The following is a 23,092-nucleotide window of genomic DNA, read 5'->3' on the forward strand; positions in this document are numbered from 1 at the left end:
ATTAAATAATCACATCGGTGCGATTTGGTATTTTATCCATCACTACAATTTATCATTACTTGTTTAGGACTACCTAAATGGGATGGATACTATCCAAGGAAGCACAGAAATTCTCGACTAGGTAGAGTTGACCGAAGGAAGGCTGGAAGAATTAAAAGTACTTAAGAATAACAAGAGTTGCAATCGCAATTCCAGCACCCGCATAAAACACGCCACTGATGCCGCCAATACTCAAGACAACTCCCATCAGCAACGGCCCTATTATTCGTCCTAGATTGCAAAATGCCCCGTTTACTGAAATTACCGTAGCCAAATACTCCTTAGATGCTCGTGACGCCACGAGTGTTAATACAATCGGGGAACAAAGGCCAAAACCAATTCCAAACATCACGGTTGGTATTAAGAGTAACCAGATATTGGATACGCACGGAACACTGAATAGAGCTAAAGCATAGAAAGCGAAAGATGCTCTAATTAAAGTTGTTTCGGGAAACCGCATTGCCAGTCTTCCTACCTGCGAAGCTGTGATTGAAGTTGCTACAGGTAGGGTAGCAAGTATCAGCCCAATTATTAAACTCGATGATTTGAAGGAATATGCTATTAGAAGTGGCAAATAAGTTCTAATAGCTCCGTAAATAAGCACAAATTGAGCCATACTAACCATGAAAAGTCTAAGGAGCTGGGTATTTTTAAGACTTTTTGAGGCATTGAGTAAATTCACTTTAAGAGGTTTTTCAACTCTCGGTTCAGGATATTTGAGTCCAAACCACACCAGCAGTGCTACTGGGATAGCTGCCAAGGATAGCAAAAAGGGATAATACCAGCCCATAACTGCCAATGCACCGCCAATAATGGAATAAATTGCCATGCTGGCAGTGATGATACTGGTGTTGTAACCTATCGCAGTTGTGCGTCTTACTCCTGAATACAAATCGCTAATCAGTGCAATAGTGAGAGAATACAAAGAGGCTCCACCAATTCCCTGAAGGAAAAGGAACAACAGCAAAAGGTTAAAGTCACGAGCAAAAGCGCAAGCTGTGCCAGCAATTCCAAACAATACCAAGGAAGGAACGAGAATTTTCTTTCTGCCAACGCGATCGGCCATCACTCCAACGACGGGTCCTAATACCAGAGATGGAAGAGAGAAGACTGATATCAATAAACCAACCTTTTGTGGAGGTACCTTTAATGCCTGGATAATCTTGGGGAAAGCTGGAGGGACGCTAGCAAGTACGAGAAAGGTGATGAGAGAAACTGTATAAATGATGAGAAGATTTTTATCTTTATAGAGTGGCATTTGTTTTTTTTGCTGACTACCAGTGCTTACCTGGCACATAAAGTTGGTCTCTTAAATCATTTCAATAGCCCGTAACCAATTTAACTACTGGATTCCCTTGACTCTTGCCGATGTTAAACAAAAGACTCGGCGGGAATAATCTCCAATGAAGTCGGGGTTTATGGGCTACCCTCCGCTTTAGTATAAGTTACTTTTATAGGCTCTGTTTCATCATTGGAACTCCCCATTAGCGCCATGGCCATCCCACAGTAAATGTCTGATTGCGCCCAGTTAAGAGCTTCACTCTCCAAGAATCGAGCTTGGTCGGTGTGGGCAGATAGGAAGTCATACCTGAGTCTGGCAGAAGGGAGTTGCACCCTTATCCGACCGAGAGTTCAGCCTTGTGGCTGGAAGAGTTATGTACAGACTTTCACCGTGATTCACTCTTCAACGAATCGCACTCGTTCCTACTACTTATTGATTAAATCCGTTAGGGTTTGCATCTCCGCCCGGGTTATAGATGATGCGCTATCTCGGTAGTAGAATCATTATAGTCCTTACCTTGTCAGATATTCCTGACCCAGAAGTTCAGATTTCTCTGAGCGAGCTTATATCCTGTGGTAATACATTACGGCGGTTATATCGACAATTCATTAGCTTTGCGCTTCTACTCCACCACCTCATTACTTTCGCAATGATTCGGTTATATGATTTTTGCTTGCGGTATCGGTATTCAGCTATTCCGATGACTCGCTTTCACCCCCGCTTTACGCAAAGGTTGTCAATCTTTGTGTAGGGGAAACCAGATTCATCTCTGGTTCTTTGTGTGCTTTCAATCACGCACGATGATGTCAGGACTTGGTTTATTTTGGATTTTGGTTATGATGTTGGTGTGTACCTTCATTTTTCCCGCTTTCCCCTAGTTATCTTAGCTAGATGCTCGACTAGGTTTCCTCACCTGCAGCAGTAGTAAGTTATCATTGATGAGGAATTAAAGTGCGAAGTCTAACCATTGATGGGGTAAACCCCATCTTGGCTAGCCACCCCCCCTTTCGGGTTTCGGCTCAACGAATCGCCCCTACTTTGATATTTTATGCAGTTCTTAATGATTTATGTCTGTCAGTAACTGTGGAGTTAGGTCAACAATCGGAACGTATTTTAGTAGAGATGAGGTTTTGTGGATTATATCACTTTTCCCGGTGTCTGTTAAGATAAAAAACTATAGATGCAGCCACCTACTTAGTCGAGCATCATCAAATGTTGGGTCTGATTAAACAAGAGCGAAAGCGGCATCGGGAAAATGTCGCTTTCGAGCAATAAATTTGGATGTCAACTGCTTAAGTTGACACCAATGGGCAGTGGCGGGGCTCTACGCCAGATTAATTGTAGGGCAACGCCACTGCACTTGCGGAGTCCTGCCTACGATCTCTTTACTCCGAATTTGCTTGTAAAGTGCGATCGTTCCAACCTATGGGTTGGGGGCATCTACTGCATAAGTCAACCAGCCTTACACCTATTAAATCTCATAAGAGAGCAGCCGAAAAAAGGTATCTCTCAATACACCTCCCAAGTTGAGTGCATTTAACCACAAGGTGCTGTCTGCAAAAGCAAACGGCGTCCAGTTGATCGTATTTATAAAAGTTACGGACAAAGCTGGGATTGAAAAAAATCACTCTTAACCAGAACAATCAATCATGTCAAAAATTGTCTCAATTCACTCGTATCGAGGTGGCACGGGCAAATCAAATTCAACAGCCAATCTTGCGGTAACTGTTGCCCAGAAAGGCTATCGGGTCGGCATCGTTGACACGGACATTCAATCCCCAGGGATTCACATCTTGTTTGACATTGACCAAGAACAGATCGAACATACCCTCAATGACTTTCTTTGGGGTCGTTGTGCGATCGCAGATGCTGCCTGCGATGTCACTTCCATACTTGCAAGCAAAGCGACAAACCGCAGTCGCATCTACTTAGTTCCTTCCAGCGTTAAAATCAACGATATTTCTCGTATATTGCGCGAGCGGTTTGACGTTGAAATGCTGCTAGAAGGCTTCAAAGATTTAATCAAAAACCTGAATCTCGACTACTTATTTATTGACACTCACCCAGGTCTCAATCAAGAAACTTTAATATCGCTAACTACCTCTGATATTGTTTTGTTTGTACTCCGACCAGACCAGCAAGATTTTCAGGGTACTGCGGTAACAGTAGATGTAGCGCGCCGACTGCGAGTTCCCAAGTTGCTGCTACTAATTAATAAAGCTTTAGTAGAATATGACTTCGAGGATCTGCAGCAACAAGTCGAACAAAATTATCAAGCCCCAGTGGCAGCCATCATTCCTGAGTCCCACGACATACTTCGACTTGCTAGCAGCGGCATTTTTTGCTTGCAATATCCCAATCATGCTATAAGTCTAGCGATCGAGAAAGTTGCCCAACAAATCGTCAATTAAAAAAAACGCCCAATTCAGTGATAACTTAAGCTTTATTCATTCTTTTTACCTGTTGTTTATGCTAACCAATTTTTTCTCCCAAATTAACAATTTAACGTTAGCTAAAAAGCTAACCCTCCTACTGCTAGTCATATTCCTAGGAGGAATTATGTTGAGTGGCATCGCTTTAGCTAGCGTCCTGAATTACAAGGCTCAAACTGAGATTAGTTCCAAAGCTTTGCTGCTGATGCAGAGCATGAACTCTGTCCGGTATTACACTAATACTGAAGTGTCACCGCAGTTGGTGGCTCGGTTAAAAGCTGATGAATTTTTACCGCAGACTGTTCCCGCTTATTCAGCAAATAAAGTTTTTGATAAACTGCGGTCTGATGAAAGTGATTACGGGGATTATTCTTACAGAGAAGCGATGCTAAATCCTACTAATGTACGCGATAAAAGTGATGAGTTTGAAACAGAATTAGTGGCGATTTTTCGTAATAACGTAAATACCAAACAATTGCAAGGATTTCGTTCTTTAGCAGGTAAAGAAATTTTTTACATCGCTCGCCCCATTAGCCTAACTGCATCTAATTGCCTGAGATGTCACAGCACGCCAGAGGCTGCACCTAAAGGCATGATTAAAATTTACGGGACAATGAATGGATTTGGCTGGAAATTGAATGAAGTTCTCGGTACTCAAATTGTTTCAGTTCCCGCCAATCAAGTTTTGCAAAAAGCTCGCCAATCGTTTGTTGTAGTTATGGGAATTGTAGCGATGGTTTTTGCGGTGACAATATTAATGGCTAACCTGTGGCTAAAGCAATATATTATTCGACCGATTCAGAATATAGTCTTAGTAGCAGAAGCCGTGAGTACAGGCGATATGACTGCTGATTTTGACAAAAAATCTAACGATGAAATTGGTAGTTTAGTAGAAGCTTTTACTCGGATGAAGCTGAGTTTAGCAATGGCAATTAAAAGGTTTGAGCGAAACCGGAAACCAACTCCCAAATCGGATACTTAATATTTGAGGTATTTGTCCCGTGAACCAACAGCAATTGCGTACAAAAGTTTTAGTAGACTGCGGTGCCAGCGATTCTGAAATTACTGAACTACTGGCTTACAACCAAAATGTTTTTGATTTTAGCACTGTCAAGCTTCCCCAAATCTTTCCTCCTACTTCTGAACCGAGCGTTGCTGCTTGGGAAAAATACGCAGCAGCCGCAGAAACAACGGGAGTTTATCAAGTATTGAAAGAGCGTTTGATACAGTTTCAGTTTCCCATACTTGCAGGAATCAGCAAAACTGAAGAATATCGTGCAGCTACTCGCAAAGGAAAGTTTCCAGACGAAAGTGCGATCGCCATTCCGCTAACTTTCACCGAACCCGAAAAACTTGAACTCCAATTGTATCAAACTCTGGCGGGTACTATTCCAGTATTAATAGCTGCCAACCGCGAGGATTTTGTCACATTAGTGCAAGCACTTACGAAACGCAATGAACCGCAGCCAATTCCCGATTCTATGGGGGCTTGTACAATTAGCGGTTACAACAATTGGAACCGGATCGAGCAATACAAACAGCAGTGGAGTGTCCGACAAAATAAATACTCAGAGACAGACTGGGAAGCCGAATTTAAACGCTTAATTTCCCAGAAAGAATTGTATCAAGATCGGTTGATAATTTTGAGTACGAGTTTCTACAGTAACGTGACAGCAGGCAATCTGGGATTAACAGAAACTGAGTGGCAGCAACTTTCTCTAAAAATCCGTCTCGAACACGAATCTACGCATTACTTTACTCGCCGCTTTTTCGGCTCAATGCGAAATAACATGATCGATGAATTAATTGCCGACTATAGAGGCATTATCGCAGCTTTAGGATACTACCGATCCGATTGGTTTTTGCATTTTATCGGCTTAGAGTCATTTCCGGCATACCGCACAGGCGGTAGGTTAGAAAACTATAGGGGCGAACCTGTGCTGTCAGACAGTGCATTTAAAATTCTGCAAAGACTGGTAAAAAAAGCAGCGGAAAATATCCAGCGCTTTGACAAACAATTTTCTCAACACCAGAGAACTCCTTTAGAACAAGTTTCAGCGATCGTAACTTTAACTGCCCTAACTCTAGAAGAATTAGCGGAAGATTCTGCTGAATTTTTGCCAAAATTTGCAGCATCGGCTAACTTGGCTGAGGCAACATGAGATTTAAAAAACCGATCGCACGCAGCGAAACCATACATAAAACGAACAAAGGTTATGACAGAAGTTTTGATCCAACAGTTGAATAACAGCGACATTAACTGGATGATCGCCAACGGCAGCCGACAGCAGCTTGCCTCTAACACCATACTGATACGACAGCAAAGCAGCGTTAACAGCTTGTATATTGTGCTTGAAGGTAGTCTAAGCGCTATCGTTAAAAGCAACTCAGAAAGTGTATTAGCAGGGGCTTTTTCTGCCCTGGAAGATGACACTAATTTAGAGCAAGAAATTGGTCACTTTTCTAGCGGCGACGTGCTAGGAGAAACATCATTTCTAAATCTCAGTCCCGCCGCCACTACGGTGAAAGCAACAGAAAAATCAACCGTTTTAGTTTTGCCCCGCCAGAAATTGCTGGGGAGACTGCGACAAGACGCAGATTTTGCTTGTCGGTTTTATCGGGCGATTGCAATTTTGCAGCAAAACCGGTTCGATCTATTAATTCAACAATTTATCCGCCGCCAGAATTTGAAAATATCGCCCTTGCGAGATATTCCGCTGCTATTTGGACAACTCAGCGACAGCGATGTTGACTGGATTATCAGATACAGCCGCGTTGAAGAAATTGCTGCCGACACAATTTTAATTCGGGCAAATCGGCCTGTAGAGACGCTTTACCTGCTGTTGCGGGGAACTGCGTCAGTTGCTTTCACTGAAAATAGCCGCAGCAGTTTCGCCAGCGTTTTTTCAATGCTTGAAAATTTGCAGGAAAGCGATGAGTCGCCCGGATACGAAATTGCTCAATTGACAAGGGGTGAAATTACTGGCGAAATGGCTTTAATTGATACCCGTTTGTCGGCTTATAGTTTTAAAGCTTTGGAAAATTTACAGGTATTGGCGATCGACAAACAACAATTGTCTATAGAACTACAGCAAAATCCGGCTATGGGAACTCGTTTTTTGAGAGCAATTGCTATGTTAGTTTCTGCTAGAATGCAAGCTCTAATCGATCGCGTAGGATACGGCAGAAGTAGTTATGTGTTGGGGCAAAGTCTGTCTCAAAATTATCAATACGCGGATGAAATTGATGTCAACATGATGGACGATCTCAGTTTAGGGGGTGCGAGATTTGATTGGATGCTGAAGCGGTTAAAGATTTTGATTTAATTTAATTAACTATTTTTATTGGGTTTAAACAACAAAAAAAATTACATGAGGGAGGGCTGCTCCACAAAAAACAGGATTGTTTATAGCTAAAAAATTAGTAGATTACTGTTTATCTATCAAATATTTCCAGGACTGCGATCGCTAGAGCAAACAGGAGGAATTAGAGCGTGCAAACTAAAAATAACCAACTTTTCCGTCAAGAAGCGCTAGAGCGTTTATCTTCGCCAGAAAAACTGGATCAAATGATTCAGGTAGTTAGTCCAAGAGCTTGGCTGCCTTTAGGTGCGATCGGCTTTTTAGTAGCTGTTGCGACCGTTTGGAGTGTAGCGGGGCGAATTCCGCTTAATGTCACGGGTCAAGGAGTGTTGGTTCAGCCACGCCGGATTGTGCAATTTCAAGCACCGAGTGCCGGGGGATTATTAAACCTGAACATTAAAGTGGGAGATACAGTAAAGCGCGGTCAGGTGATCGCGATAATTGACCAATCAGCCCTCAAGCAACAATTAGAACAAGAACAAACAAAATTAGGTGAACTTGAACGGCAAAAAACTGACACAAATAAACTGCAAAAACAACAGATATCGCAGGAATTCAACACGCTACAAAAGCAGCAACAAGACCTCGAAGCAAGTTTGCGACGAGAATCAATTTCGCCGCTGCTGCGCCAACAAACTCTGAATGCGCTCAAGCAAAAACGCCAAGGTTTTGAAGAAAGTTTGCGACGAGAGTCAACCGCACCGCTGCTGCGCCAACAAACCCTCAATGCTTTGACACAAAAACGCCAAACTCTTGAAGAAAGTCTGGGCAGAGAATCGACCGTACCGATGCTGCGGCAGCAAACTCTGGCAGTGATCGAAGAAAAACGTAAAAACCTCAAACAGCAAAAGCAAGAAGTTAGTTCTTTAATAAAAACTTTACAGCAGCGGGTAGAAGCCTATCGCAGTCTTTTTGCGGAAAAGATTATCAGCCATGAACAGCTTTTGGAAGTCCAGCAGGAATATGTGAAATCTCAGCTGCAAGTCTCAGATATCGAAACGCAACTCAAAGAACTCGATGTTCAAAAGACCAGTAACGAGCGCGAATATCTGCAAAACCTCAATCGAATTAATGAAATCAAAAATAGCATTCAAGAAATCGACATTCAAGCGACCAATGCCGAACGCGAATACCAGCAAAGTTTGACTAAAATAGACGGAATTAGAAACAGTCTCCAGCAAGTAGAAATTGAGAAGACGACCGCCGAACGCGAACATCTCCAAAATCTCAACAAAACTGACGAAATCGCCACTAAAATTAAAGAATTCAAAAACCAAGAAACTAAGTTAAGCCAACAAGATTTAGAAAGAACGGTCAGCCAAATAAATCAGATTCAAGAAATTAAACGTAAAATTGCCCAATTAGAGAAGAAATTGGCAGGCGACAGCAAAATTGTCAGCCAATATGACGGCAAAATTTTAGAAGTTAGCGTCGCCCCCGGTCAAATTCTTAGTGCCGGTATGCGCTTAGGGGCGATCGAAGCAGAAGATCCGGGCGCAAAAATAATAAGTCTTGTTTATTTTGCTGACAAAGATGGGAAAAAAATTCAACCCGGCATGAGCGTACAAGTTACTCCTAGCGTCGTCAAGCGAGAACGCTACGGTGGCATTATCGGCAAAGTAACTCGTGTTTCTCCCTTCCCCGTAACCAACCAAGAAATGTCAGCAATTATTGGCAACGAAAATATCGCAAATAACCTTTTGCAAAGTTTGACAGCGGGTGGCGGCGGCGGCGCGCCCGTACAAATTTTTGCTGAACTCAAAGAAGATGCAACTAATACCAGTGGTTATAAGTGGTCTTCATCTAAAGGACCTGCGCTCAAAATTACGTCAGGAACTACCGTCTCAGTCAAAGTGCAAGTCGCACAACAAGCACCTATTTCTTATGTAATTCCGATTTTCAAGTCCTTAACAGGCGTTAATTAATACATCTCAAAAATCTTGGAATCGCGATAAATTTATTTACCTCTTTCTTCTATTTCTTTTTTTTCCGCTCTTTCTTCCCGATCTTCGCGCCTTCACTGTTCATTAAAAAAAATCTAACTCACAGCCCAAATCGCAAGGAACAAACAAAACTATGACCTTACCCGACCTTACAAAATTCAAACTCAAACGCAACCTGAAGCGCGCCCGCACTCCCACAATTTTGCAAATGGAAGCAGTTGAATGTGGTGCCGCTGCTTTAGGAATCATCTTGAGCTACTGGGGGTACACAGTACCGCTAATAGAATTGCGGCGCGAGTGCGGAGTCTCGCGAGATGGCAGCAAAGCATCTAATGTCCTAAAAGCAGCTAAACTTTACAACCTGAATGCTAAAGGATTCAAAAAGCCGATAGCCGACTTAAAAACTCTTCCCCCTCCCTATATTGTTTTTTGGAACTTCAACCACTTTTTAGTAGTAGAAGGGTTTACTAAAAAACGTGTTTACCTCAACGATCCGGCTGCAGGGCCGAGAACAGTCGATCTCGATGAATTTGATCGCGCTTACACCGGCATTGTCCTGATGATGGAACCGGGACCAGACTTTAAAAAAGGAGGCAAAAAACCCGGAATTATCGCTGCCTTAAGCGATCGCCTGCAAAGTTCGCGGTGGGCGATCACCTTTTGTTTGGTAGCAGGATTGCTGCTAACATTTCCCCGTCTGGCTGTACCGGCTTTCACCCAAATTTTTATCGATGAAATTCTCGTTGAAAACCGTACTGAATGGCTGCGACCTTTGCTGTTGATAATGCTGTTCGCGACTGCGATCCGGGGGCTGCTGGCCAAATTGCGGTTTGTTTACTTGCGGCGACTTGCTGTTAAATTGTCGGTTTCAATGTCGGGACAGTTTCTGTGGCATACTTTACGCTTGCCAGTTGGGTTTTACGCGCAGAGATTCACGGGCGAAATCAGCAGTCGCACCAAACTTAATGACAAGGTTGCAGAGGTATTGTCGGGAAAACTGGCAACCACTGTGATCGACACGGTGATGATGGTTTTCTACGCTGCGATCATGCTGATGTACGATGGAGTGTTAACTGGTCTCGCCATTTTCTTCGCCCTCCTCAACTTCTTCGCCCTCCAATCTTTATCCCGCAGCCGTGTCGATGCCAATACCAGACTTGCATCTGAAAGTGGCAAAGTCAGCGGAGTAGCGATCGGCGGTATCCAAGCGATCGAAACAATCAAAGCCAGCGGTTTAGAGTATGACTTGTTTGCTAAATTTTCTGGCTATTATGCGAAAATGCTCAACGCCCAGCAAGAATTGGCACTCCCGTCTCAAATTCTGTCAATATTGCCCGCATTTTTGATGGGCTTGACCTCAACATCTATTTTAGTTGTCGGCGGGTTGCGGGTGATGAACGGCAGCTTGAGTATGGGGATGTTGATCGCGTACCAAAGTTTAACACAGGAATTTCTGACGCCAGTTAACAATCTTGTCAGTTTTGGGACTACGCTGCAAGAGCTAGAAGCCGATTTAAACCGTCTCGACGATGTTTTGCAAAATCCCACCGATCCTGAAGCCCAGAGGGGTAGAGGGTTCCACAGGCATTCGCTTGGGGAGGCAGGATTAGAAATTTCTGCCAATTCCCGATCGTCCATTGTAGAGACAAGGGTGATCGTCCCTGTACCCCATCCCTCAAACAGTATCACCTCAGACTCGTTTCAGCTCAAGGGTTACGTCGAACTGCGAAACATCAGTTTTGGCTACAACCGATTAGACTCTCCCTTAATTGAAAATTTGACTGTCACTGTCAAACCAGGTCAGCGGATAGCTTTGGTAGGTAGCAGCGGTTCTGGGAAGTCTACTGTTGCCAAATTGATTACTGGCCTTTACCAGGTTTGGGAAGGTGAAATTTTGTTTGACGCCATTCCCCGCCAACAGATTCAGCGTTCGATCCTCGCTAATTCGGTCGCAATGGTGGAACAGGACATCTTTTTGTTTGCCGGGACTGTTCGGGAAAATCTCACTCTCTGGGACTCAACGGTGCCGGAATCTGATTTGGTGCGCGCCGCCACAGATGCGGCGATTCACGATTTGATTTTGAATATGCCTGGGGGATATGACGCCGAACTCAGCGAAGGGGGCACGAACATGAGCGGGGGACAGCGCCAGCGTTTAGAAATTGCTAGGGCTTTGGTGAGAAATCCGGCTGTGGTGGTGCTCGACGAGGCAACGAGTGCCTTGGATTCTGAAACAGAGTTGATTATCGATCGCAACCTGCGCCGTCGTGGCTGCTCTTGTATTGTAGTAGCTCACCGACTTAGTACGATTCGGGATTGTGACGAAATTCTGGTGCTGGAACAGGGGAAAGTGATTGAGAGAGGTACTCACGAAGATTTACGCGAGCGTGCAGGGGCTTATGTTCGTTTGATTAGTTCGGAGGAGGCATAGGTTATGGAAGGCAAAAATCCGCGATCGCACGAAGATAACGGCACTGGATCGGGAGAACGAAAGAATTTTTTCCCTAAAATTTCTGTTGGCGATCGTAATTCATCGGCATCAATTTCCCCGACCCCGGATACAGTAACGGATGCTCCCACGCAACCAGTGCTTAACCAACGAAAGAATTTTTTCCCTAAAATTTCTGTTGGCGATCGTAATTCATCGGCACCAATTTCCCCGACCCCGGATACAGTAACGGATGCTCCCACGCAACCAGTGCTTGACCTCCCTGAAAGCGATCATGATCGAGAGCCGGCTTTACTCGCTCCGGCAGGGGAAGTGCGCCGAATTAGAGGCAACGAACCGCTGCTGTTGGATGACGCTGCGACGGTGTGGGTGATTGAGTCCGGCACTCTGGCCCTGTTTGCGACCGAGGTTGAGGCCGACGAACCTGCGGGACACCGCTACTATCTGTTCAGTGTCAGCGCAGGTGAGGCTTTGTTTGGGGCGACGCTGCGGGACGGGTGGGGTATGTTGGCAGTGGCGATCGAACAAACAGAATTGCTACCGCTGGCGAGCGCAGATTTTACCGCGACCGTTGCAGCCGATCGTACAAATGCGATCGCTCTCTTAGAAACATGGGTAAAACACTTAGGAGAACTGTTAACGCCAGACTTGCCAGAAACCGAAATCCCCAATTCCCAATTCCCAAATTCTCAATATTTGTCACTACAAATAGGAGAAGTGTTTTCGCCAGAAATGGAGCGCCCAGTTTGGGTGCATCTCAGCAGCGGCACTGTCTGGTGGATGGGAATCGAGGATTTGAAACTCGATTCAAATTCGGCAATATTTCCGATCGCTCCTGGTATGTGGCTTGTGGCGGAAACGGCTGTTGAATTGCAGGCGACGGCAACAGCTCAACTGGAGAACAGTGAGCAAATTCCTGCCGGTTTGGCATTGCTACACGCCTATTTTTTCGATCGCTTGAATTTACAGCTAAACAAGGAAACAGCAGCAGAATTTCAGCGATTTTTGCAGCGGGAGGAGCTCAATCAACAGGTGACAGACGCTGCTCTGGGACAACTTGCTGCACTGCTTCACCCTCAAGAAACCAAGTTTTTTGAGGAAGAAACGCCTCTGCTGGCGGCTGCTGGGGCGGTTGGTCGGGCAATGGGAATCGCGATTTGTCCGCCGGCGCGATCGGTCGATCTGAGCCGATTGAAAGACCCGATGGAGGCGATCGCGCGAACGTCGCAATTTCGCACCCGCCAGGTGCTGCTGACCGGGAATTGGTGGCGGTGCGAACACGGTCCGCTATTAGCTTATATGGCTTCAGACAACAGGCCGGTGGCACTGCTGCTGCGGGGAAATAATTATGTTTTGTTTGACGGGGAGCGGCGAACTTGGACTCGGGTGACAGCAGCGGTAGCAAAGACGCTGTTGCCGGAAGCTCAAATGTTTTATCGGCCGCTACCGCTGGTAATTCACAACGTCATTCAAGTGTTTCGATTTGGCATCAGAGGCTTTGAAAAAAGCCTGTTCGCTCTCATCGCGTTCGGACTTGTGGGAACGCTGCTGGGAATGATTACGCCCCAAGCGACGGCGATTTTAATCAACGATGCAATTCCTGGGAGCGATCGCAATGTGCTGTGGCAAATTGGGCTAGTGCTGTTGGCTGCCACCCTTGGAAAAACCGCGTTTCAAATTGCTCAAACAATTCTGACGCTAAGGGTAGAAAACGCTGCTGAAGGAGCTTTGCAGCCAGCAGTTTGGGACAAAATGCTGAATTTAAAACCAGCATTTTTCCGCAACTATTCCTCTGGTGATTTGCTAACTCGTTTGCAGGCAGTCACCCAGATCCGCAGCAAACTCAGCGGTGCAACACAACGCACTCTTTTAAGTGCGGTGTTTTCTCTGTTGAATTTGGGACTGATGTTCTTTTACAGCGTGCGGCTAGCTTTAGTGGGAATTGGTTTAACTTTAGTAGCGGTAATTGTGACTGGAATATCTAGCGTTTTGTTGATTCGCAAAGAGCGGAAAATGGAGATGGCACACGGTGAAATTAACGGGCTGACAGTAGAGTTAATTAACGGTGTATCAAAGCTGCGGGTAGCTGCGGCGGAAGGGCGAGCTTTTGCAGCTTGGGCGAAAAAGTACAGCCAGCGAATTAAGCTAAAGCTCGGGATCAAACGGATTGATGACAGCGTGTCGGTATTTAATGAAGTGCTGCCGTTGGTGAGTTCTTTACTGATGTTTTGGTTTGCAATTCTGTTTATGCAGATGAATCAAGCTAAAGGGAATCAAGGGCTAAATGCGGGTACATTTTTGGCTTTTAATTCTGCCTTTGGAACTTTTCTGTCTGCTGTCACTGATTTGAGCAATACTTTGACTGATATTTTAGGCATTGTACCGCTGTGGGAAAGAGCTAGGCCGATCGTCCAGGGAACGCCAGAATCTGACCCGAGTCAGAGCGATCCGGGTCGCTTAAAAGGTCATATAGTGCTCGATCGCGTTACTTTTCGCTACCGCGACGACGGGCCGATGATTCTGGAGGATGTGAGCATTCAGATTAAGCCGGGGGAATTTGTGGCGATTGTCGGGCCGTCGGGTAGCGGAAAATCAACTATTTTTCGGTTGTTGTTGGGGTTTGAAACGCCGCAAAGCGGGACTGTTTTTTACGATGACCAAGATTTGATGGGGGTGGATATCCAGGCTTTGCGGCGGCAGTTGGGAGTTGTGCTGCAAAACGGTCGAATTACTAGTGGTTCGATATTTGATAACTTGACTTGCGGGGCATTGGTGACGCTGGATGAAGCTTGGGAAGCGGCGCGAATGGCTGGCTTTGCTGAGGATATCGAGCAAATGCCCATGGGAATGCACACTGTGATTAGTGAGGGGGGCACGAATCTTTCGGGGGGACAGCGGCAGCGGTTGCTGATTGCTAGGGCGATCGTCTTAAAACCGAAAATTATTTTGATGGATGAGGCTACCAGTGCTTTGGACAACCGCACGCAGGCGATCGTTACTGAGAGTTTGGACAAGTTGAATGCGACGCGAGTAGTCATTGCTCACCGCTTGAGTACGATCCGAAATGCCGATCGCATTTATGTAATAGAAGCTGGCCGTTTAGTGGAGGCAGGTTCGTTTGATGAACTGGCTAAACAAGAAGGGTTATTTGCTCGATTGGTGGCGCGGCAGTTATAGCAGAACGAACAAACTGCATAAGTTAAAGCGACTGTTACCTATTAACTTGATATACAGAGTCAATGCTTAAAGCGATCGCACTCTTACCCATTAGATCCGCAGAAGAGTTAGTTATACCTAGCAAAAGTCATTGGCTCGATGTCGGTTAAGTAATTCATCCAGTAGGAGCATAATTGATGAATAGTTCGATAGAAGATTATCTCAAAGTTATTACTCCCCATCTGCACTCAGATTTAGTTTCTCCGGAAGTTGTATCCCATATCCAAGGTTTAGAGCCAATTTTACCTTGTTTGACAGAGAATCTTTTCGAGTGTCGTCTCGGTACTGATGAAACACAAGTAGATTTCTCTTTTTATCTGCCTCCCCTCACTAAATCTCTATCAGAAAGGTTCCTCACTTCACCTGTATGGTGTTCATTTCAAGACTTTTATCAAAAGTGGACTAATCCAACATCAAGCCTACATCAAAAGTTGAAAGCGGTTGGGATGGAATTTGATTTAAATCAGTTGCTGTCTTCTGTACCAATTCCTTGTATTTTCTTGGAATTAAATCGAGAAGTTAATTGTTCGTTTCCTGATTTGATTTCAGAAGCTTTGGGTTTACTAAATTATCCATTATCTCCATTAATTGAGTCGAATCTTCGACTTTGTGCTGATGTTTTACCGGATGGGGCAAAGTTCGCTCATTTTGCCGTGATGCTATCTCGTCCTGGCTTGGGAGTGAGAGTAAATGTAATCAATATTCCTCCCAACCAGCTATTAGATTACCTACTAAAAATAGGCTGGAGTGACCCTACAGAAGCACTTTCTCCCTTAGTCTATCATTTATCAGAATCTGTCGATTATGTCGTCCTAGCCTTTGATGTGGGTGAAATAATATACCCTCGAATTGGTTTGGAATGTTACCTAAGAAAGCAGCCACGCTATGAACCAAGATGGCATTTATTTTTGGATAATTTGGTTGATTCAAGGTTATGTATTCCAGCCAAGCGAGATGCGCTTTTAACTTGGTCTGGAATTGACAAACAGAAATATAAACAAGAAGGCAATCTAAGCTGGGAATCTGTGTTTTCCCAGTCTATGTACAGTGTCTATTGGAGAATGATCAATCATATAAAAATTGTCTATCAGCCAGGCTGTCCTTTGGAAGCTAAGGGGTATTTAGCTTCTGGTCATCGTTGGATAGCCGGGTGATCTGAGCAGAAAATTGATCTGATTAAAATCAACAGGACAAAAGTAAATAATCTGCAAATAGAGTGAATTAAATAATGGTTTATACCAAGATGAATTCAAACCAATCTAACTCACAGTCAGAAGAGGAGTTAAACCTTACTAAGCTCTTAATAACTAGTGCTAAAGATGCAGTTTTATGGATAACTCCCGAAGCAAGTTTTGTGTGTGTTAATGATGCAGCCTGTGAATTTACTGGCTACTCCCGTAAAGATTTGCTAACTATGACTGTAGAAGATATCGACCCCAATTTCACGCCCGAAGTTTGGTCAGAAGTCTGGAAAACTATTAAACAGCAAGGTTCAATCCACGGTCGATACATCTATCAAAATAAGGAAAAAAAGGTTATTCCAGTAGAGGTTACGGCTAACTATTCGGAGTACAAAAATAAAGAAAGCTGTTGTGTTTTCATCGAAGAGCTGATCAAAGACAAGCAGCTAGAAGGCGTACCATCGATTTTTCCCAATAGTCCCAAGCTGAATGACGTTTTCCAGTTCATCGAAGCAAATTATCACCAAGCCATTACTTTGTGTGATGTTGCTCAGGCAGTTGACTATTCACCAGCTTACCTCACCGACCTCGTGCGGCGACAGACAGGTAAAACAGTAAACCAATGGATTGTAGAACGTAGAATTGCCGAGGCACGACGCTTGCTTCTAGACACCGATCAGACAGCAAATGAGATTGCTCTATCAGTAGGCTATCAAAATGAAGGGCATTTCTTCCGTCAGTTTCGACAATATCACGGAACCACACCACAAGTTTGGAGAAACTGGCAACGAACACAGTTAATAGTCGAGAATAATCTAAAGAATTGTTAGTCCAAATCAAAAAATAATGCATTCAAAAAAATCGTTAGTATCAATCAAAAAATAATGCATTGTATCTAGAACTTTCAGCGATTAATCTAATAGATATCAACCTTAATCGGTAAATTGAAATGACTGCACAAAACGATTCAATCAAACAACGCCAAGAACTAGAAGCACAATGTATTGCTAAAGCTTGGGAAGATGACAAGTTCAAGCAAGAATTACTCAGTAATCCTAAAGCGGTTTTTGGCAAAGCAATGGGTTCACCATTTCCTAATAATGTCGATCTGCAAGTGTTAGAAGAAACCCCCAACACTTACTATCTAGTCATTCCTAAAAACCCAGATGTTTCTGAAGAGTTATCTGATGAAGCTTTGGAAGCTGTAGCCGGTGGCGCCTGGATTGCTGGCAAGACAAAAGGCGGTTCTGCAGGATATATCCAGTACTAAGAATCCTTTTAGTTAACGGCGGTTAGTAAATATATCACTGGCTGCCGCCGTTTTTCTCAGACTCACAAAGGTTAATAATCTTAATGTCTTTGAATTCTAGCTTTTACCATGACAGTACAAAACGCTGAACTTAAGCAACGACAAGAATTAGCAGCAAAATTTATTGCCAAAGCTTGGGAAAGTGACAACTTCAAGCAAGAATTAATTAGTAATCCTAAAGCAATTTTTGCCAAAGTGTTAGATTCCCCCGTGCCGGATAATGTACAAATTCAGGTACTAGAAGAAACCTCAAGCACTTACTATTTAGTTATCCCTAATAAACCAGAAGTTGTTGAAGAGTTATCTGATGAAGCTTTGGATGCTGTGGCAGGTGGTGCAAAAAGTGTAACGACCTGTGGTCATACATATACTGCTGAGTTGTAGGGATTTCACTGCCAAATCTAGTACTAGCCTATAGTCTCGTTTGAGTTTAACGATAGCTTCTATCTAAAGCCTTTCTTTCATGCAGTCTTACTATGTCTAAAACAGCTCAAAATTCAACTAACAATATGTCACCTCAAGCCATCACTAATGTTAAAGAGCTTAAAGCATTCCAACAATCCCAAATTGACAACGTGAAGTCAATGGATGCAGAACTCTTAAAATATATTAGCTATATAAAACGTTTTAGCCAAAGATGGCATGGGGAGCAAGCTTTTCGAGAACAGATGTTAGCAGATCCTCATCAAGCAATTGCTAACTACGATCTGAAAGTTGATCCTGAAGCAATTAGACCAGTATGGGATACAAATCTTACCGAAAAAACCCATGAAGCAGAAGTAATAGAATCATATCCTCTTTTAAAGAAATGTCATGAATTACAGGAAAGTTTCCGAGTCAAAAACTTATTAGACTTGCTTTTCGATTCTTTCAAAAATTCTCGTTTTCAAGCTTGGCGAGAACGACAAATTGCTCGTTCAGAAAGTCAATTTAGACAAATCGTACACCATTCTATTGCTCAAGTTCCTATGGCTTTAGAACTTAGCAAAGGTTGTTCTGTTGGATGTCATTTCTGTGGGGTCTCTGCGCCTCGTCTAGGTGATATTTTTCTGTATAGCCCAGAAAATGCTAAATTGTGGAATGAAGTCCTAGAAGTCATGCAAGACATCTTAGGGCTAGCAGCAGGGGCAGGCTTTTGCTACTGGGCGACAGATCCCTTGGATAATCCTGACTATGAAAAATTTTGCCACGATTTTCATCAAGTATTAGGAGTATTTCCCCAAACTACAACAGCTCAACCTCTTAAAGATATAAATCGCACCAAGGCACTTCTAAAAGTCTCAGAAGAAAAGGGATGTTTGAATAATCGCTTCTCTATTCTTTCCTTGAAAATGCTCAATCAAGTTCATGAAAAGTTTACTCCAGAAGAGTTGCTTCTTGTCAGTTTAGTACTGCAAAACCAGGAAGCTGATAGTATCAAAGCTGACGCTGGTCGCTCTAGAGATCAAAAGCTGAAGAAAGGACAAGAAGATAGCGAATTACCAGACCAAGGAACCATTGCCTGCGTCACAGGATTCTTGTTCAATATGGTAGAGCGTAGCGTTAAATTGATCAGCCCTTGTAATGCCAGTGAGCGCTGGCCCCTAGGCTATATAGTGTTTGATGAAGGAACTTTTTCTGATGGTAAAGATTTAAAGATTCTTCTTGAAAGAATGCTTGATAATAATATGCCGACAGAGGTCAGACCACAAGATTTGGTTAACTTCCGTCCTGACCTAAAATATGAAAGCCTTGCTGATGGTTTTAAGCTCTCAAACCGCATCAAAACCTTTAAGTTTCGCCAGGAATCTCCTTTAAGAGAATTGGGTGAAATAATTCACCAAGGTGGTAAAACTGCTGAAGAAATTGTTTCTATATTGGAAGAGCGTGGAATACCATCTACCTATACCTTCCACTATTTAAACCTCATGTTGAAGAAGGCAGTTTTAGATAATGAACCCAAACCGAAAGATGTTGAATTAAGGGTTCCTCATTATCCTTCAGTCCCTTGGCAAGGTCATGAAGAAGCGATTTTAGAAGAAAAAGCGATCGCTTTAAAGTAGATGCCTGAAACCAGCCAGGGACTTCTGTAGACTTCCTGCACGAATAGAATTTTCGCCCCCCTAGCCCCCCAACTTTGGGGGGAATAAGAGTCAAAGTCCCTGAGAATTAAGGGATTTAGGGGGCGTTCAGGATTTATGCAGGAGTTCTAGTGATGTACAACCACATTAAGAGGATTAAAATGCAGTCAAAAACGAAATTTGATCTGAACCAATTCTATTCAAACGAATCAATTCATGAATGGAAACAGATTATCGGTGAAGAATTACATTACCATTACGGATACTTTCTGGGCGATGAAGATTTAGAAACAGGTTTGCGCCAAACTATCAAAAATTTCTACCCTTATATTCCTTTAGATTCACGAGTTTTAGATGTGGGGTGTGGTTGGGGAGGACCAGCGAGGCTAATCACCAAAGAACGCAATTGTTCAGTCCAAGGAATTACCATCAGTACAGCACAAGCAGAATACTGCCGAAGTACGGGTTTAAATGTTTGGCAGCGTGATTTGGAACAAGATACAATTGATGGTGAATATGATCTAATTTTCATGATGGAAGCTTTGTCTCATATTCGTGATAAATTCAAGTTATTACAACAACTTCGACAGCACGCACCACGTCTCATTCTTTCGGTTAACTGCGTCTCTGATAGCTATCAAGGTAATCGAACTGTATTTGGTGATTCAATGGTCTTCTGTTCCACCTCTGAACTGAGACGAGATGTTGAGCAAGCTGGCTGGCGAATTCAATTCATGCAAGATCGAAGACCTCAATCAATTCCCACCTTAGTCCACTGGCAAAACAACCTTGACCGCGTATATGGCAATCGCATTCCACCACATCATCTTAGTATGCTGGGTCAGCTCAAACAGGAAGCTTTTAAATCCATAAAAAATTGGTGTCAGGCATTTCCTTTAATTGACATTGTGGCAGATTAAACAAAACCTGGTAGAGTAGAGATGTTCCGCCGGCATATCTCTACTATTTCAAATTGATAATTGTAGGTTGGGTTGAGGTACGAAACCCAACCTACAATTATCATCTAAAATTTAGAAAAGTTGAGGAAATTTTTTATGTTAAAAACACTCTATATTATGCAAGCAGCACAAGATTCAAAAGACACCATGATCTTTAGTGTTGGCTTAGTAGTTATCTGTTTGCTAATACTAATTATGTTGTGGTTGCCGGATATGTTGAAAGGCGAATAATCTTAATTCGCCATTTTAAAATTTCACTTAAAGTAGGGTGCGTCGCAGCAACAATTTTGGCTATTTACGACTATCAATGAGCGACGCACTCTACTTCGATACCTCGATCGAGAATTCTCTACCGAGGCTGACAAAAGATGGGTGATAGCGCAATACGGTTCATTTAAGAATAATTTGACATCCCAAAAATACCTGTATCTCCCATAAAATCAGGAGATAAAATTTGTCGGAGATCGTTAACTGAACCCTATTGGGTGATAGCGGGATTGTTTCAACCTGTCGAGGACAGTGGCTTAATTTTGAGGAATTATTTTGAGCCGATCTTTAAACTCTTGAGCTCGTTGATGGTCTGGAATTTCTGCTACCAGCACTTCAATAAGTTGCTCGATCGCCAGATGCGGAGATTGAGCTAAGATATCTTCGAGCAGAAAACTAGCCATCGGCCCCATACAGCGCATAAATTCTTGTCGGCAATGCTCTAGAAATTGCGGGTTGAGACGATCGCGCAAATCGCCCGTTTTCTGAGAGTCAGTCAAACTCTCAGATGTCTCTGTTTCCGAGTTAGATCGAGCCGGGATTTTGATGCGGTCAAGAAAATTTTGTGATCGCCCAGACTCGGAAATTTCTGCAGCCAGCGCTTCCACCAATTGCTGAGGCGTTAGATGCGGAGATTCAGCTAAGATATCCTCAATCATACAATGGGCGAGCGGTCCGATACAGCGAGCCAGTTCTTGCTGGCAATGCTCTAAAAATTGGGAGTTGACAGCAGCGGAGTTTTGTGATAGTGACTGAATTTTTAAAGCTACTTCTAGGCAATCGGGCCCTGAGATGTTAGCCTTTAGCACAGGCTCTAGTCCAGAGTCGATCGTTGTTTCCGATTGATTTCTGAACTTACTTACTTGTTGTTCCAACAGTTTAAATTCATCTGACTCTACAATCTCAGCTACTTCGCGCTCTTTCTTAGCTGTGTCAATCTTAAACTGCAATTTTTTTAGAGGCAGATTCGCACCAGTTGCATCCATAGCCAAATTTCCCCTTCACGGAATTTTAAAATCAGCAGACTCAATCCAGCTTATTGTATCCTTAATCAAGCCAAAGTCGCTCGGTACAGGTGCTGTGCAGGTTCCGCTACCTTTGCGAATGTTGCCAAATCCCGTCACAAACGTGGAGATCGCTCTCTAACACATTAGGATTATACCACTTTCATAAAATAGTGCTACAATTAGTAGGTATCATTATTGGTGAGCCAGTTCCTAAATATAAGGAAGAAAAATGTCAGGAGTAGTTCGGATAGAAATTCGGGAAACAACAGAAGAGCTGACCACTCTTATGAGGAAAGAGAAAGATGTTTTGCGCCACCAAAAACTACAAGTTCTGTATTGGCTTAAAACCCAAACGATAGACAGCGTATTGTCTGCTGCTGTGCGGTTAGGAAAACATCGTACCACAATACAAAGATGGTTGTCTAGTTATCGCTCGGGGGGAATAGAAGAATTATTATTGCAGAAACCTCGTTCGGGAAGACCAAGAATAATGAATCCTGAAATAGTAGAGAGATTATCAAAGGAATTACAAGAACCCGAAGGATTCAGTAGCTACAAAGAAGTACACCAATGGCTGACAAGCTGCTATGAAGTAAAAGTGGCATATCGCACAGTGCACCAATGGGCCAGATATCGGCTAAAAGGAAAATTAAAAGTGCCGCGTCCTGTGAGTGAAAAACAGAAACCCGGGGTAGTAGAAGAATTTAAAAAAACTTTCATCTCTAATTAAACGCAGTGTGAGTCAGAGTGAGAGCTTTTTAAAGCAGTGGAAAAAAGTGCGATATTGGAGTGAAGATGAAAGTCGGATGGGCCTGCATACAGTTCAAAGAAGAAAGTTAACAGGTTACGGAATAAAACCGCAAGGAAAAGTGCAAGGGGATTTTACTTATTTGTGGCTTTATGGAGCAGTAGAACCGCTAACTGGAGCTAGCTTTTTTTATGAATTTACACATTTAGATACAGTGTGCTTCGAGAAGTTTTTAGAACTATTTGCCAGTGAGTATCCGGAGGATTTACATATAATTCAAGTGGATAATGGAGGATTTCATAACTCTTTAAATCTCAGCATACCAGAAAATGTGATTTTACTGTTTCAACCCGCATACAGTCCGGAAGTAAACCCCATAGAAAGACTGTGGGGATACGTAAAAGAACAATTGAAATGGTTGAGATTTGACCAAATAGAAGAGTTGAGAGCAGCGGTGCAAAAAGAGTTAAATAAGTTGACTAAAGAAGTTATTGCTTCTTTGACGGGATGGAAATTTATTTTAGAGGCTCTATCTGTAGCAGAACTTTAGGAAGGTGGTATTATTCCATAGATAATGGCGTCCCCAATCGCAACCGCGCACCCGCAAATCGTCAGGTGTTAGATCTAACTTCCACACAATTAACTTTCCCGCTTCATCAGAAGAAACAAGCTGATGTGCATCGGGACTGAATCTGACACTGAGGATTTTAGCTTCATGCCCTTTGAACGTCGCAATTTTTTTACCTTTCCGAGTCCAAAATTTGGGGTGCATCTCAGTTTTGCAAATACATCAAGTGGAAAGTTGACCATTGAGATAAGCACAGCGCAGAGAAAGGAT

19 protein-coding genes are annotated in these 23,092 nt (G+C 43.3%); 16 read left to right on the top strand and 3 right to left on the bottom strand.

Annotated features, from left to right (window positions below; genetic code table 11):
* Window positions 1-151: 151 nt before the first annotated feature.
* On the bottom strand, window positions 152-1,336 hold the full coding sequence (locus QUA10_RS26095; RefSeq protein WP_333086420.1) for an MFS transporter: 1,185 nt from the start codon (window positions 1,334-1,336) through the stop codon (window positions 152-154).
* A 1,634-nt stretch (window positions 1,337-2,970) separates the two neighbouring features.
* Here QUA10_RS26095 and QUA10_RS26100 point away from each other — a divergent pair.
* The 14 genes from QUA10_RS26100 (at window position 2,971) to QUA10_RS26165 (ending at window position 20,463) form a co-directional block, all read left to right on the top strand.
* Window positions 2,971-3,732 (top strand): MinD/ParA family protein, encoded by a 762-nt coding sequence (locus QUA10_RS26100; protein WP_333085464.1) that lies wholly within the window; start codon window positions 2,971-2,973, stop codon window positions 3,730-3,732.
* 148 nt (window positions 3,733-3,880) lie between these two features.
* Complete coding sequence (locus QUA10_RS26105; RefSeq protein ID WP_333086421.1) at window positions 3,881-4,735, top strand: c-type heme family protein; 855 nt, start codon at window positions 3,881-3,883, stop codon at window positions 4,733-4,735.
* Between the two features lie 19 nt (window positions 4,736-4,754).
* On the top strand, window positions 4,755-5,915 hold the full coding sequence (locus tag QUA10_RS26110; protein ID WP_333085462.1) for a DUF7005 family protein: 1,161 nt from the start codon (window positions 4,755-4,757) through the stop codon (window positions 5,913-5,915).
* 54 nt (window positions 5,916-5,969) lie between these two features.
* Window positions 5,970-7,079, top strand: a complete 1,110-nt coding sequence (locus QUA10_RS26115) for a cyclic nucleotide-binding domain-containing protein (RefSeq protein ID WP_333085461.1) — start codon at window positions 5,970-5,972, stop codon at window positions 7,077-7,079.
* A 167-nt stretch (window positions 7,080-7,246) separates the two neighbouring features.
* Entirely contained in the window at window positions 7,247-9,040 is a 1,794-nt protein-coding gene (locus tag QUA10_RS26120; protein WP_333085460.1) for an NHLP bacteriocin system secretion protein, read from the top strand.
* A 151-nt stretch (window positions 9,041-9,191) separates the two neighbouring features.
* Entirely contained in the window at window positions 9,192-11,489 is a 2,298-nt protein-coding gene (locus QUA10_RS26125; protein ID WP_333085459.1) for an NHLP family bacteriocin export ABC transporter peptidase/permease/ATPase subunit, read from the top strand.
* A 3-nt stretch (window positions 11,490-11,492) separates the two neighbouring features.
* Window positions 11,493-14,684, top strand: coding sequence for an NHLP bacteriocin export ABC transporter permease/ATPase subunit (locus QUA10_RS26130; protein ID WP_333085458.1), 3,192 nt, complete (start codon window positions 11,493-11,495; stop codon window positions 14,682-14,684).
* Window positions 14,685-14,860: 176 nt separating this feature from the next.
* Window positions 14,861-15,877: a hypothetical protein gene (locus QUA10_RS26135; RefSeq protein ID WP_333085457.1), complete on the top strand. Its 1,017-nt coding sequence runs from the start codon at window positions 14,861-14,863 to the stop codon at window positions 15,875-15,877.
* A gap of 74 nt (window positions 15,878-15,951) precedes the next feature.
* Window positions 15,952-16,734 (top strand): helix-turn-helix domain-containing protein, encoded by a 783-nt coding sequence (locus QUA10_RS26140; RefSeq protein ID WP_333085456.1) that lies wholly within the window; start codon window positions 15,952-15,954, stop codon window positions 16,732-16,734.
* Between the two features lie 119 nt (window positions 16,735-16,853).
* The gene (locus QUA10_RS26145) at window positions 16,854-17,174 is read left to right on the top strand and encodes an NHLP leader peptide family RiPP precursor (protein WP_333085455.1); all 321 of its coding nucleotides are present in this window, start codon (window positions 16,854-16,856) and stop codon (window positions 17,172-17,174) included.
* Window positions 17,175-17,282: 108 nt separating this feature from the next.
* Complete coding sequence (locus tag QUA10_RS26150; protein WP_333085454.1) at window positions 17,283-17,597, top strand: NHLP leader peptide family RiPP precursor; 315 nt, start codon at window positions 17,283-17,285, stop codon at window positions 17,595-17,597.
* Window positions 17,598-17,689: 92 nt separating this feature from the next.
* Window positions 17,690-19,255, top strand: coding sequence for a radical SAM family RiPP maturation amino acid epimerase (locus tag QUA10_RS26155; protein WP_333085453.1), 1,566 nt, complete (start codon window positions 17,690-17,692; stop codon window positions 19,253-19,255).
* 179 nt (window positions 19,256-19,434) lie between these two features.
* Window positions 19,435-20,193, top strand: a complete 759-nt coding sequence (locus tag QUA10_RS26160) for a class I SAM-dependent methyltransferase (protein WP_333085452.1) — start codon at window positions 19,435-19,437, stop codon at window positions 20,191-20,193.
* Between the two features lie 135 nt (window positions 20,194-20,328).
* Window positions 20,329-20,463 (top strand): hypothetical protein, encoded by a 135-nt coding sequence (locus QUA10_RS26165; RefSeq protein ID WP_332950401.1) that lies wholly within the window; start codon window positions 20,329-20,331, stop codon window positions 20,461-20,463.
* Window positions 20,464-20,756: 293 nt separating this feature from the next.
* Here QUA10_RS26165 and QUA10_RS26170 read toward each other — a convergent pair whose 3' ends face one another.
* Window positions 20,757-21,485 (bottom strand): hypothetical protein, encoded by a 729-nt coding sequence (locus QUA10_RS26170; RefSeq protein WP_333085451.1) that lies wholly within the window; start codon window positions 21,483-21,485, stop codon window positions 20,757-20,759.
* Window positions 21,486-21,735: 250 nt separating this feature from the next.
* On the opposite strand from QUA10_RS26170, the gene QUA10_RS26175 reads away from it, so the two are divergent.
* Window positions 21,736-22,236, top strand: coding sequence for a helix-turn-helix domain-containing protein (locus QUA10_RS26175; RefSeq protein ID WP_333085450.1), 501 nt, complete (start codon window positions 21,736-21,738; stop codon window positions 22,234-22,236).
* A gap of 7 nt (window positions 22,237-22,243) precedes the next feature.
* On the top strand, window positions 22,244-22,804 hold the full coding sequence (locus QUA10_RS26180; protein ID WP_333085449.1) for an IS630 family transposase: 561 nt from the start codon (window positions 22,244-22,246) through the stop codon (window positions 22,802-22,804).
* Here the strand turns inward: QUA10_RS26180 and QUA10_RS29215 are convergent.
* The gene (locus QUA10_RS29215; RefSeq protein ID WP_333225490.1) at window positions 22,784-23,026 is read right to left on the bottom strand and encodes a WD40 repeat domain-containing protein; all 243 of its coding nucleotides are present in this window, start codon (window positions 23,024-23,026) and stop codon (window positions 22,784-22,786) included. The genes QUA10_RS26180 and QUA10_RS29215 overlap by 21 nt on opposite strands.
* Window positions 23,027-23,092 lie beyond the last annotated feature (66 nt).

It is taken from the genome of Microcoleus sp. Pol8_D6 (assembly GCF_036700965.1).
In the GTDB taxonomy this organism is placed as follows: Bacteria; Cyanobacteriota; Cyanobacteriia; order Cyanobacteriales; family Microcoleaceae; genus Microcoleus.